The 12,693-nt window shown below is 62.9% G+C and carries 9 protein-coding genes and 1 pseudogene; 4 read left to right on the forward strand and 6 right to left on the reverse strand.

Annotated features, from left to right (window positions below; translation table 11 throughout):
- The 3 genes and pseudogenes from QZ609_RS09480 to QZ609_RS09490 all read right to left on the reverse strand — a co-directional run.
- A pseudogene (locus tag QZ609_RS09480) lies at positions 1–293 on the reverse strand (hypothetical protein); the annotation flags it as partial.
- A gap of 560 nt (positions 294–853) precedes the next feature.
- On the reverse strand, positions 854–2,287 hold the full coding sequence (locus tag QZ609_RS09485) for a M20 family metallopeptidase (RefSeq protein WP_295493713.1): 1,434 nt from the start codon (positions 2,285–2,287) through the stop codon (positions 854–856).
- A 72-nt stretch (positions 2,288–2,359) separates the two neighbouring features.
- Complete coding sequence (locus QZ609_RS09490; RefSeq protein WP_295493715.1) at positions 2,360–3,586, reverse strand: diaminopropionate ammonia-lyase; 1,227 nt, start codon at positions 3,584–3,586, stop codon at positions 2,360–2,362.
- Positions 3,587–4,146: 560 nt separating this feature from the next.
- Between QZ609_RS09490 and QZ609_RS09495 the strand changes: the two genes are divergently transcribed.
- The 4 genes from QZ609_RS09495 to groL all read left to right on the forward strand — a co-directional run bounded on the left by QZ609_RS09495 (position 4,147) and on the right by groL (position 9,307).
- Positions 4,147–5,361, forward strand: a complete 1,215-nt coding sequence (locus QZ609_RS09495; RefSeq protein WP_295493717.1) for a M20 aminoacylase family protein — start codon at positions 4,147–4,149, stop codon at positions 5,359–5,361.
- Positions 5,362–5,487: 126 nt separating this feature from the next.
- The gene (locus tag QZ609_RS09500; protein ID WP_295493745.1) at positions 5,488–6,750 is read left to right on the forward strand and encodes a Zn-dependent hydrolase; all 1,263 of its coding nucleotides are present in this window, start codon (positions 5,488–5,490) and stop codon (positions 6,748–6,750) included.
- Positions 6,751–7,269: 519 nt separating this feature from the next.
- A complete protein-coding gene (gene groES / locus QZ609_RS09505) occupies positions 7,270–7,560 on the forward strand; it encodes a co-chaperone GroES (RefSeq protein WP_295493718.1) in 291 nt (96 codons plus the stop codon).
- Between the two features lie 103 nt (positions 7,561–7,663).
- Positions 7,664–9,307, forward strand: coding sequence for a chaperonin GroEL (groL, locus tag QZ609_RS09510; RefSeq protein WP_295493719.1), 1,644 nt, complete (start codon positions 7,664–7,666; stop codon positions 9,305–9,307).
- A gap of 124 nt (positions 9,308–9,431) precedes the next feature.
- Here groL and QZ609_RS09515 read toward each other — a convergent pair whose 3' ends face one another.
- The 3 genes from QZ609_RS09515 to mobB form a co-directional block, all read right to left on the reverse strand.
- Positions 9,432–10,094 (reverse strand): response regulator transcription factor, encoded by a 663-nt coding sequence (locus QZ609_RS09515; protein WP_295493720.1) that lies wholly within the window; start codon positions 10,092–10,094, stop codon positions 9,432–9,434.
- A 40-nt stretch (positions 10,095–10,134) separates the two neighbouring features.
- Entirely contained in the window at positions 10,135–12,096 is a 1,962-nt protein-coding gene (locus QZ609_RS09520) for a type IV pili methyl-accepting chemotaxis transducer N-terminal domain-containing protein (protein WP_295493721.1), read from the reverse strand.
- Between the two features lie 75 nt (positions 12,097–12,171).
- Positions 12,172–12,693 carry a molybdopterin-guanine dinucleotide biosynthesis protein B gene (mobB, locus tag QZ609_RS09525; RefSeq protein WP_295493723.1) on the reverse strand — a complete coding sequence of 174 codons (522 nt, stop codon included), beginning with the start codon at positions 12,691–12,693 and terminating at the stop codon, positions 12,172–12,174.

Here is a 12,693-nt window from a genome sequence, read left to right on the forward strand (position 1 = left end):
CGACAGACGTCGGCGTCCAGACCCCGCATAACGCCTTTAGCGTCCACCAGGCTGAAGCCTGCACGGTCGCCAGCAACGCCGCAGATAAGGTGGCCGCGCGATTTAATGGCGCTGAGTGTGCCGCCTGCTGCGGCGGCGGCAGGCGCTGCCGCAGCTTGGGCACCCCGCTGCTGCGCTTGAGCCCCAGGGGCCACCAACGTCATCGCGGCCGCACAGATCGCGGCGCCAAGCGTGGCGCGAAATGCCACACCGTGCTTGCGCACGCCTTGATCTTCGTTTCGATCACCAAACATGTTTCTGTCTCCTATGGAAAGTCGGGCTGATCAGGTCAACCCGCTTGAGCTCGCCCGCATTTCGTTGCGGTTTGGTCATTTATTGAGACCCATCATAGGAGTACCTCTGCGCACGAATTCCGGAATATCGGCCACTCAAATGCATCGTTATTGCGTTGATGCAATTTCCGATTGCGGGTTATCCCTAGCGCAGAAGATTTGGTGCGCGGTGACGCAACGAACAACCATTTCAGGTGCACTTTTTGCACCAAGCTGATGCCCTCTGTGTCCTGCCTAGACAAACAAGAATGGAGGCACAAAGATGTCGACGTGCACGCGCAATACTGCTCTGAGCGCAGACTCCGATGCGGAGCGTGGGCCATCGACTAGGGCACGGCATGGGTGTCGCCGGCGCATTGCTTACACTCGCGGGCGCCATGGTGCCTACCGTGATTGAAGGTGCGGCAGGAGACCGATACCGGAATCTGCGGAACCGCTCCGATGCGACCAGGTTGTCGTTGTGGCGGTGCAGGAAAAAACCGGCCCCAGGAGGATTGGGGCCGGTTCCAAGGAGACGAGCGTTATCCGGAGATTGCCGCTCGACGTGAAGCAATGACCTGGGGCGCGCACTCGCCCAGATCCCACCAAAGCCCTGCCATCAATGCGAGGGCTTCTCGCGCGACGGAACCGAGGAAGTGTTCGTTGGGCGCGTGCTGTGAGCATGCGGGATAGGAGTGGGGCACCCAAACAGTCGGCAGCCCCAGCGTCTTCGCGAAGATGGCATTGGGTACCGTGCCCCCAAGATTGGGAATGAGCGCCGGCTTCTTGCCCGTCGTCTCCTGAATGGAACCGAGCGCCCAGTCCACCCACGGATCGTGCAGATCCAAGCGCGTTGCCGTCACGGCCGGCTTGATGATGACTTTTACATCCTTGAATCCCAGGCGTGCGAAGTGCGCGTCGAGATGGGCTTGAGCGTTTTCCCAATCCGTTCCGATCACGAAGCGCAGTTGGCAATGCGCTCGAGCCGTCGGCGGAATGGCATTCACCGGAGCATCCGGATTGCCAGACTTGAATGCGAGCACCTCAACGGCATTCCATGCCAGCACGCGCTCCGCAGAGCTTAAGCCCGGCTCCCCCCACATCGGATCGATCTCGGGAGCGTTCGCGTCCTTTCCGAGCTCGACGTCAGCCAGTGCCGCGCGAACCGCGTCCGACACGGGCGGTGGCCGCAGCCCGTCGATCTGGATGCGACCATTCTCATCCAACATGGTGGCAATCGCGTGTGCGAGGACGACCGCCGGATTGCGCAGCACGCCACCCCAGTTGCCGGAATGGTGTCCGCCGTCGCGCAGATTCACTTCAAGGTCGAAATTCAGCTCGCCCCGCGACCCCAGGAAAATCGTAGGCCGCTCAGCGGACACACGGGGACCATCCGAGGCGAGGAACAGATCACCGGAAAGGTAGCGCTTCTCGTCGGCGCAAACTTGGTTCAAGCCAGGCGAGTCGATCTCTTCGCCTGTCTCGAAGATGACCTTCACGTTGTACCCGAGCTGGCCATCCCGCGCGGCGATGACGGCTTCCAACGCAGCAAGGTTGACGGTGTGCTGTCCCTTGTTGTCAGCAATGCCGCGGCCGTACCAGCGATCACCATCTACGACGATCTTCCAGGGCTCCAGCCCTTCCTTCCATTGATCGTCGTACCCGCGCACCACGTCGCCGTGACCATACGTCACCACGGTCGGCAGGTCATCGCCTTCGTGACGGACAGCCAAGAGCACGGGAGCATCAACTCCCGCGGGGTTCGGCACCAGCTTGGTTTGGAACCCCAGGCGATGCAATGACGGTGCGATTTCATCCAGAAGATACGCATGCAGTTGCGATGCCTGTGTGGGCTCCTGGCTTTCGGTGTGGTAGCCAACACGCCGGTCAAGGTCAGCGAAAAACTTGCCGGAATCAAACGCTTGAACGGCGGCTGCAATGGCCGCTTCCCGACCTCCAGCATTTGTAGTGGTCATGAGTTGTCTCCATTGGATCTTGTACTTGGCGGGCGACTATGCAGACTGCCGCCCGCCGACGAACTGCAAGGCCTACGCTGCCTTCGCTTGCGACCAGGCCTTCTGGCGCAGCACTACGGCCTCAGCAGACTCGCCCACCAGCTGTTCATAGCCCAAAGGTGCAGTGGCCCCTTCCGTGCTGATCAGCAGCACGCGTGAGCTGCGATCCAAGCCCGTCTTCGCAGCAAGCCCGTCCGTACCATGCAGAACCATCAGGCCAGCGAGACCCGCTGCACCGGACTCTCCCGAGACGATGGGAACGTCCCGCTTGCTTCCCCGAGCAAGCGCCTGCACAGCCGCCACGGCATCGTCATCGTGGATGGTCATGAAGTAGTCGGCGCCCGTCTCGAGGAATTGCCATGCCAGCGGGGAGGTTTCGCCACAGGCGAGGCCGGCCATTACAGAATCCACCGAGCCCGTTGCCTTAGCGGCGGTCCCTTGAATCACGCTTTGGTAGAGACAGTCCGCCTGTTCCGGCTCAACGATCACGACGGTCGGACGCTGCTCCCCATAGACTTCCCAGAAGTAGCTGGCGATGCCGGCCGCCATGCCACCCACCCCACCTTGCAGGAAGACATGCGTGAACGGCGCCGCGCCGGCTCCGCCGCATGCCTCGACAATCTCCGCCGCGACCGTGCCGTAGCCCTGCATCACGTCACGCGGAACTTCCTCGTAGCCCTCGTACGACGTGTCCGATACGACGTACCAGCCGTTTGCCGTTGCCAGGCGAGCAGCCTCGGCAACGGATTCGTCGTAGTTGCCAGTGATGCGTACGATTTCGGCACCGTATTCGGCAATCGCTTCCTCACGTTCGACGCTGACATTCGCATGTAGCACGATCACACAACGGCAACCGATGCTGCGAGCCGCGGCAGCTAGTGCTTTGCCATGATTGCCGTCCGTGGCGCTAATCACGGTGAAGTCCGAGAGCCCAGGTTTATATGCGCCGGCAAAGAGTGCAACCGGGTCCACATTGTCTTCAGGCCAGAGCCGCAGAATCAGTCGCACAAGCGCGATCGGAGCGCCGAGCGCCTTGAAGCTGCCAAGCGGAGAACGAATGGACTCATCCTTGAGCAGGATTTGAGCGACCCCCAATTTTTCCGCCAGATCCGGCAGATCGAGAAGAGGCGTGCTGCCACCGTTAATCCCTTCCCAGCTCGACAGCCACTTCCGGCTCTCCTCCGCCTTTTCCACGGACATGATCGCCTTGAGTTGGGTGGGATAGCTCGAGCGAGCAGCGCGCGGGTTCGCAATTAGCATCTGAATCTCCGATTGAATGTGTGAGTCGCGTGACGGCCGCACGCAGCAGCTACGCCAACTTCATCCAATCCTATGGCGACATCCTGTGAATTTTCGAGCGAATTTCGCCCCAGAAATGCAAGAACGACGCGCAACTGCCCAGCATTTCGGCTGCCCTCCAGGCGTCAAATACGTCGAATCTTGCGCAGCGGGACGCTGCACCTAGCCAGGATGAACAAAGCGCCAAGAGCGCGATGCAAAACGCGTCGCTCTTGCAAAAAGAGGCCTCAATTCGCGAAAGACGTGCGTGGCTCGTGCATAGACTCCTATCAACGCACTGGGGATGCGGAACACAGCAGAAGACATCACAGTGCCGACTCTGCGCAAGCTGCGGATGACCGGAGTCACTGGTCCTATTCAGTTCGACGACAAGGGCGACATCATGAACGGCGCAATCACGGTTCGACAGTTTGAAGCGGGCGCCTGGAAGGACCTGGATGTCGTGAGATAAAAGAGCGAGCGCTCTTTGGGCGGCTCGTATTGCCAACCAGAGGGCATGCACAACCACGGACGATAACGCCATGAGCAACCCCGAACTGCATTCCCAGATGGCCCAATGGCGCCATCATTTGCACAAGCACCCGGAAACGGGCTTCGAGGAAAAACTCACATCAAACTACCTGGCAAACGCCCTTGAAGGCATGGGGCTGGAAGTGCATCGAGGGATCGGTGGGACGGGGCTCGTTGCGAGTCTGACGGTTGGCAGTGGCGGCCGTTCGGTCGGCATTCGCGCAGACATGGACGCCCTGAACATTGCCGAGAGCGCCGGCTGCCGGGCACATGCCTCCAGCATTCCAGGAAAGATGCACGCATGCGGACATGACGGCCACATGGCGATGGTGCTGGGCGCCGCGCGGCTGCTGTCGGAGCGACGCGACTTCAACGGCACGGTCCGTTTCGTCTTCCAGCCGGCGGAGGAGCATGGGCGTGGTGCCAAGGCGATGATGGCCGATGGTCTTTTTGAGCGGTTCCCGGTCGATGCGATTTTTGGCGCTCACAACATGCCGGGCATGCCAGCCGGTTCCATAGCGACGCGCGTCGGCGGAATCACGGCCAGCGAGGACAACTTCGTCATCAAGATCAAAGGCCGAGGAACGCACGCTGCCCGACCGCACATGGGTGTCGATCCGCTGGTGATCGGGGCAGAGATTGTTCTGGCCCTGCAGACGGTCGTCTCGCGCAACGTGGATCCGAGCCGATCGGCAGTGGTTTCGTGCACAGAGTTCATTACCGATGGGATTCGCAATGCAATCCCGTCGAACGTTGTGATCAAGGGCGATACGCGCAGCTACAGCCCTGAGGTGCAGCGCTTGTTGGAAAACCGGATGCACGCAATCTGCGAAGGGATTTGCAGCGCCTATGAAGCGGAGTGCGAGTTCGAGTACACACACGAGTTTGCCCCCACAGTCAATTGGGCGGCATGCGTTCCTGTGGCCGTTTCGGCCGCTCAACGCGTGGTGGGTCCTGAACGCGTTGCTTCCGACATCGAGCCGATGATGATCTCGGAAGACTTTGGGGCTTTCCTAACCAAGGTCCCTGGTGCCTTCGTATTTATCGGCAATGGCGCATCCGGCGAGTCAGGCTCGGTGCCGCTGCACAACAGCGCCTATGATTTCAACGACGACGTCTTGGGTACCGGTGCCGAGTACTTCTACGAGGTCGCGAAACAGGCGCTGCAGAGTCAAGTGGATTTTGCTGCGGGCAATCCGAATGCCAGTCCGGGGCGCGCGAGCTAATCGCCAAAGTTTCTTCTTCTCCGAAGCCTGGTAAGCACGTATCCGGACATACCCTGTCAATCTACGTACGTGAGAAGAGGGGCGGTGACGGACAACGTCGCCGCTTTTTCCATGTTGAAGAACATCATGCAATCTCATCAAAACACCATTCGACTCGACGGGGCAAAGCTGCTGGCGCAACTATGTGAACTGGGCGGGATTGGCGCCGATACCGCAGTGGGTGGGCGCACCAGGATTGCGCTTACAGACGACGAGAAGGCCGGTCGTGACCTTGTCGTGCAATGGATGCGTGAGCTGGACCTTGATGTCCGCATCGACCGGATCGGCAACATCTTTGGCACCCTGCGCTCGGACACCGACGATGGTCATCAGGCGCCGCTGATGCTCGGTTCGCATATAGATACCGTTACCAATGCCGGTGCCCTCGACGGCTGCTACGGTGTGCTCGCGGGACTCGCCGTTGCCCGAGCTTTTCGTGAGGCTGGACTAAAGCCGAAGCGGTCCATCACCATTGGCGCATTCACCAACGAAGAAGGTGTCCGGTACCAGCCGGACATGATGGGTTCGCTGGTCTACGCTGGCGGGCTTGCCGTTGAAGATGCACTCAACACGATTGGCACGGATGGCACGAGGCTGGGCGACGAACTCGCTCGCATTGGCTACTCGGGTGATCTTGAGCCTGGCGCCATCGTTCCGCATGAGTACCTAGAGCTCCATATCGAGCAAGGCCCCATCCTGGAAGCGGAAAACACGCTGATCGGCGTGGTAGAGAACCTGCAAGGCATTTCCTGGCAGCAAATCACCGTACAGGGAAACGCAAACCATGCGGGCACCACGCCAACACGTCTGCGCCATGATGCGGGCTGGGTGGCGGCCGCCATCGTGACCTTCTTGCGGGATTTGGCCCACGCATCCGATGGAACCACGTTAGCCACCGTTGGCTGCATGCGCTTCGAGCCGAATGTGATCAACGTGATTCCCCGTAGGGCCACCTTGACCGTTGATCTGCGCGATCCTGACGAGCAACGTTTGCAAGCCGCCGAAAATCGACTTGCCACCTTCTTGAATGAGATTGCAGGCCGCGAGGGCGTCAAGATCAGCACAGAGCGACTCGTGCGCTTCGAACCCGTGGTATTCGATCCCCAACTTGCTGCAGAGATTGAGGCCTCCGCAGACAGGCGCGGCTATAGCCATAGGCGAATGACCTCTGGGGCTGGGCATGATGCCCAGATGATTGCCCGTATTGCGCACTCAGCGATGATCTTTGTTCCCAGTCGGGGCGGCATTAGCCATAACCCCCGTGAACACACGGACGACGCCCAACTCCTAAGCGGGGCAGAGGTTCTGCTTGATGTTGTTCTGAAGCGGCTGGGTCAGCCGTCCACCTGACTGATTCCCTCAGTTCATTGAGGGCCGTCGAGGGAGTTGCGATTCGGCGTTGGTGATAAGTGGCATTTGGATCACTTTGGGGCCATAGGTGTGGGCGGGGGCGGTCCCGCCGCGCTGCTGGTCCCCTACTTCGTAAGGGGGCCTGCGTTTTGCGGGCCCCCTTTCGTTTGTGGGTTCAGTTGGCTTCGCAGCCCAAAAATCTGCCACTTACGGAGCGTCGTGGTGTCATGTCGGGAGGTCGCGATGCTGCATAACTAATTGAAATTTAAGGATATTTATGGATGCGGGCAGGCCAACCAGCCCCCGAGAGTTCAAAGTTGAGTGAACAAAGTTCAGAGTTGAGTGAATCTCGACAACAGGATCGAGACCGGTTCTTGAAATGGTCACACCCCGTCCATATAATTAGCACTCGCCGGGCAGGAGTGCTAACAACGCCCCCGCCCCCGATGCCTTTCCGAAGCGCCGCACCCCCGCGGCGCGTTTTGTGAATAAACACTCACTTTGCATTGAGGAGTTTGTATGAACCTGCGTCCCTTGCATGATCGCGTGATCGTGAAGCGCCTGGACAACGAGACCAAGACCGCTTCGGGCATCGTCATCCCCGACGCCGCCGCTGAAAAGCCGGACCAAGGTGAAGTCCTGGCCGTCGGCCCGGGCAAGAAAGACGACAACGGCAAGGCGATCGCGCTGGACGTGAAGGTCGGCGACCGCGTGCTGTTCGGCAAGTACGCCGGCCAAGGCGTCAAGGTCGAAGGCCAGGAAGTCCTGGTCATGCGCGAAGAAGACATCATGGCCGTGGTGACGAAGTAAGCACGCGCTCGGTCGCAACGCTTACTTGTAACCCCTCATTCCTTGCCTGCGCCGTTCAATCAACCCGCGCGGGCAACATCCAAAGATCTCGGAGATTCTCAAGATGGCAGCTAAAGACGTAGTGTTCGGCGATGCCGCACGTGCCAAGATGGTCGAAGGCGTGAACATTCTCGCCAACGCCGTGAAGGTGACCCTGGGCCCGAAGGGCCGCAACGTGGTGCTGGAGCGCAGCTTCGGTGGCCCGACCGTGACCAAGGACGGTGTCTCGGTCGCCAAGGAAATCGAGCTGAAGGACAAGCTGCAGAACATGGGCGCCCAGATGGTCAAGGAAGTCGCTTCCAAGACCAGCGACAACGCCGGTGACGGCACCACCACCGCAACGGTGCTGGCTCAGTCGATCGTGCGCGAAGGCATGAAGTACGTGGCCGCCGGCATGAACCCGATGGACCTGAAGCGCGGCATCGACAAGGCTGTCGCCGCTGCCGTCGAAGAGCTGAAGAACATCAGCAAGCCGACCACCACCAGCAAGGAAATCGCCCAGGTTGGCGCCATCTCGGCCAACAGCGACGAGTCGATCGGCCAGCGCATTGCTGAAGCCATGGACAAGGTCGGCAAGGAAGGCGTGATCACGGTCGAAGACGGCAAGTCGCTGGCCGACGAGCTGGACGTCGTGGAAGGCATGCAGTTCGACCGCGGCTACCTGTCGCCGTACTTCATCAACAACCCGGAAAAGCAGACCGTCGTTCTGGACAGCCCGTTCGTGCTGCTGTTCGACAAGAAGGTCAGCAACATCCGCGACCTGCTGCCGGTGCTGGAGCAAGTGGCCAAGGCTGGCCGTCCGCTGCTGATCATCGCTGAAGACGTCGAAGGCGAAGCCCTGGCAACGCTGGTGGTCAACAACATCCGTGGCATCCTGAAGACCGCCGCCGTCAAGGCTCCGGGCTTCGGCGACCGCCGCAAGGCCATGCTGGAAGACATCGCCATCCTGACGGGCGGCCAAGTCATCGCTGAAGAAGTCGGCCTGACGCTGGAAAAGGCAACCCTGAACGACCTGGGCCAAGCCAAGCGCGTTGAAATCGGCAAGGAAAACACCACGATCATCGATGGCGCTGGCGATGCCCGCAACATCGAAGCCCGCGTCAAGCAAGTGCGTGCCCAGATCGAAGAAGCGACCTCGGACTACGACCGTGAGAAGCTGCAAGAGCGCGTGGCCAAGCTGGCCGGCGGTGTTGCCGTGATCAAGGTTGGCGCTGCCACCGAAGTCGAAATGAAGGAAAAGAAGGCCCGCGTGGAAGACGCACTGCACGCCACCCGCGCTGCCGTGGAAGAAGGCATCGTGGCTGGCGGCGGTGTTGCACTGCTGCGTGCCCGCGCTGCCATCTCCAACCTGAAGGGCAGCAATGCCGACCAAGACGCCGGCATCAAGATCGTGCTGCGCGCCATGGAAGAGCCGCTGCGCCAGATCGTCACCAACGCTGGCGACGAGGCTTCGGTGGTGGTCGCCAACGTGATCGCTGGCAAGGGCAACCACGGCTACAACGCCGCCACCGGCGAGTACGGTGACCTGGTGGAAATGGGCGTGCTGGACCCGACCAAGGTGACCCGCACCGCGCTGCAGAACGCCGCTTCGGTCGCTTCGCTGATGCTGACGACGGACTGCGCCGTGGCCGAACTGCCGAAGGACGATTCGGCTCCGGCAATGCCGGGCGGCATGGGTGGCATGGGCGGCATGGACGGCATGATGTAATTTGCCTGTCCGGCAATCCGGCCTCGGCCGCTGGTTCAATCCAGTGGCCGTTCCGAACAAAAAACCCCGTGGGTGCGAGCCCGCGGGGTTTTTTGTTGGCTGCCGACTCGGGTAGCCGCGCCGTTCAGGCGTCGGTCAAGCCGTGCTCGACCGCATAGACGGCCACCTGCACCCGGCTGGTCAGGTTGAGCTTCTTGAGGATGTTCTGCACATGGATCTTCACCGTGCTCTCGGCCACGTCGAGCGTGCGGGCGATCTCCTTGTTGCTCTCGCCGCGCGCCAGACCCTGGACGATCTCGCGCTCGCGCGGGGTGAGCCGGTCGGCGCTGACGGGGGCGGCGGGCGCTGCCGGCGCGGTCTTCTCCGGCGCGCGGAAATGCGCGACCAGCTTGGCCGTCATGCTGTCCGAGATGACCGGCTCGCCCGCCGCTGCGCGGCGCACGCCCGTCACCAGGGTCTCCGCCTCGATGTTCTTCACCAGGTAGCCGCGGGCGCCGTCGCGCAGCGCGGCCTTCAGCTCGTCGGCCTCTTCCGACACCGTCAGCACCACCACGGCCGTGTCGGGCAGGTCCTGCACCAGCAGCTGCAATGTCTCCAGCCCGGAGAGCCCCGGCATGTTCAGGTCGAGCAGGATCACGTCGGGCCGGTGCCGCTTGGCGAGCTTGATGCCCTCCAGCCCGTCGGCGGCTTCGTCGACGACGTCGAAATCCGTCTGCCGCTGCAGCAGCAGCCGGATGCCGGAGCGGAACAGGGTGTGGTCGTCGATGAGCAGGATGCGGATGGTCATGATGTTCGGGGCGATGGTGCGATTGGGAACATGCGGGGGGTCAGGCAGCCTGGCGCTGCGGCTCGGCCAACCGCAGCACGACGGAGGCACCCTGGCCGGGATGGCCCTCCAGCCGCAACTGTGCCGACAGGCACGCGGCGCGCTCGCGCATGATGTTCAGGCCGACGTGCGCCTGCGTGCGTTCGGCGACTTCGCTGGCGTCGTAGCCGCGGCCGTCGTCTTCGATGCGCAGCTCGAAGTCGCGGCCGTTGGTGATGGCCACGTCCACGCGGCTGGCCATGGCGTGCTTGCGCACGTTGGAGAGCGCTTCCTGCAGGATGAATAGCACCTGCAGCTGCTGGTCCACCGGCAGCGGCGCGCCGCCGGCTTCCTGGTAGCGCAGCGTCGGCACGATGCCGGTCTGCCGCGTGAAGCGCGCGAGCGTCTGCTCGACCGCCGGGCGCAGCTCGCCGCTCTCCAGCTTGGTGCGGAAGTTCAGCAGCAGCTCGCGCACGTCCTGGTAGCTCTCTTCCACGCCGCAGCGCAGGAGCGGCACGATCTCGCGCGCCTCGTCCAGGTTCGTGTCCTGCACGGCGGCGTCCAGCATCTGCACCTGCAGGTTCAGGAAGTTGAGGCCTTGCGCGATGCTGTCGTGCAGCCCTTGTGCGACGAGGTTGCGCTCTTCCACCACGGCCAGCTGCGTGGCCTTGGCCTGCAGCCGCAGGTTCTCCAGCGCGATGCCGAGGTGCTGGCCCAGTGTTTCCAGCAGGCGCAGGTCGTTGGCTGGCAGTTGGCGGTCGTCGCGCAGATGCAGCGAGAAGGTGCCGAGCACGGCCTGCTGCGTCAGGATGCGGAACACCGCCACGGCGGTGTAGCCCTCGCGCTGGCAGGGCAGCGGTGCGGGCGGTTCGGCCTGGGCCTCGGTCTTGCGCGGTACGCGGCGGAAGTCATGCACGACCACCACGTCCTGCTGCGTGGCCTGGCCGCACAGGCATGTATCGGCGCGCATGCATTGCTCGGCCTCTTCCAGCTCGGCGGGCAGGCCCTCGGCGGCCATCAGGTGCAGGCGCTCGCCGTCCGGGTCCATCACGCGGAGGCTGCCGCCCGCCGCGCCAAACTGCGCGGTGACACGCTGCAGGAAGCCGCGGCACATCGTGTCGATGTCGGACGAGACATTGAGGAACGCGGTGATGTCATACAGCGCGGACAGCTCCCGGTTCTGCGCGGCAAGCTGTTCGGTCTTCTGCGCCACGCGCGAGGCGAGATCGGCGTACAGCCCCTGCAGCTCCTCGGCCATGCGGTTGTAACCGTGCGCCAGCAGGCCGAACTCGTCGCGCGACTCCACCGTCAGGCGCGTGGTGAACTCGCGCGCGGCCACGCGCTGCAGACCCTCCTGCAGGCGCAGCACCGGCAGGATGATCCACAGATACAGCAGGTAGATCATGGCCAGCGTGCCCACGCACGCCATGGCCGCCAGCGCAAACTGCGACAGCCGCAGCAGCGTGGTCTTGTGCGCGTTGCTCTGCTCGATCATGCGCACGAGCTGGTCCGCCTGCGCGATGAAGCCCGGCAGATGCGCCAGATACACCGACGGCGCGCCGGGCGGCAGTGCAATGTCGGCGGCGATGCTGGGTTTGAGCTGCGTTTTCCAGGCGGCGCAGACGGCGTCGAACTGGCGGTGGATGTCGGCGTCGGCCGGCAGGAAGAGCGGGCGCTGGGCGTCGCCCTTGCGCAGCGCATCGAGGGTGGCATCGAGCCGGTTGGTCTGTTGCTCGAGCGCGCTGGTGTGCCAGTCGCGCGCCTCCAGCACCGCCACGCCGATCTGGCTTGCGCGCATGCGCAGGCTGCCGGTGTCGTTGATGGCGGCGCCCGCGCCTTCGAGCTGCCACGACAGCCACAGCGTGCCGCCGATCATCGCCAGCACCAGCGTCAAGGCGACCAGGGAGGCCGAAACAATGCGCGTGGACAGGCGCTGCCGTATGGGCGGCAGCATGGCCGAAAGCGGGACGGCGGCAGCGTTCATGGTCGGGGGCGTGCGTTGGGACCGGTGTGGGGGCCCGGCCGTCCTCCGCTGGCGGCATGCCGAGTCGGGGCGGTGTTATGCGGGCAAGGGTTCCAGCTCGAGTATCTGGCAGATGAAGTCCGCCACGCCTTGCGGCCGATCAAGGAACAGGCTCGGGCGGTCCAGCCGCAGCGGCACATCGCTCACAACGGCGAGGATGCTGTCGTCATCCGGATACATCGGCGGCTTGCCGAGTGCCGGACGGTGCACCTCAAGGCGTGGGATCGACTCTCGCCGGAAGCCCTCCACCAGTGTCAGGTCCGCCGGGCTCATGCGCGCGAGCAGCTCATCGAGGGTGGGCTCCGGCGCCTCGTGCAGCGTATGCACGATGGCGTAGTGGTACGGCGAGGCCACCATCACCTCGCTCGCGCCGGCCGCGCGCACGCGGGCGCTGTCCTTGCCCGGCGGCTCCAGCGCGAGCATGTGGTGGCTGTGCTTGATCACGTTCACGCGCAGCCCACGTGCGCGCAGCAGCGGCAGCATGGCCTCGATGAGGGTGGTCTTGCCGCTGCCGGAGCGGCCCGTGATGCCAAAGACGGCGCGCCGGTGCGTCAACAT

Source organism: uncultured Ralstonia sp. (genome assembly GCA_913056305.1).
Lineage (GTDB): Bacteria > Pseudomonadota > Gammaproteobacteria > Burkholderiales > Burkholderiaceae > Ralstonia.

Bases quoted from the DNA above. Each gene is read 5' to 3' on its own strand.
- QZ609_RS09485 (WP_295493713.1), bottom strand. From the start codon at position 2,287: ATGACCACTACAAATGCTGGAGGTCGGGAAGCGGCCATTGCAGCCGCC.
- QZ609_RS09490 (WP_295493715.1), bottom strand. From the start codon at position 3,586: ATGCTAATTGCGAACCCGCGCGCTGCTCGCTCGAGCTATCCCACCCAA.
- QZ609_RS09495 (WP_295493717.1), top strand. From the start codon at position 4,147: ATGAGCAACCCCGAACTGCATTCCCAGATGGCCCAATGGCGCCATCAT.
- QZ609_RS09500 (WP_295493745.1), top strand. From the start codon at position 5,488: ATGCAATCTCATCAAAACACCATTCGACTCGACGGGGCAAAGCTGCTG.
- groES (WP_295493718.1), top strand. From the start codon at position 7,270: ATGAACCTGCGTCCCTTGCATGATCGCGTGATCGTGAAGCGCCTGGAC.
- groL (WP_295493719.1), top strand. From the start codon at position 7,664: ATGGCAGCTAAAGACGTAGTGTTCGGCGATGCCGCACGTGCCAAGATG.
- QZ609_RS09515 (WP_295493720.1), bottom strand. From the start codon at position 10,094: ATGACCATCCGCATCCTGCTCATCGACGACCACACCCTGTTCCGCTCC.
- QZ609_RS09520 (WP_295493721.1), bottom strand. From the start codon at position 12,096: ATGAACGCTGCCGCCGTCCCGCTTTCGGCCATGCTGCCGCCCATACGG.
- mobB (WP_295493723.1), bottom strand. From the start codon at position 12,693: ATGTTGACGCACCGGCGCGCCGTCTTTGGCATCACGGGCCGCTCCGGC.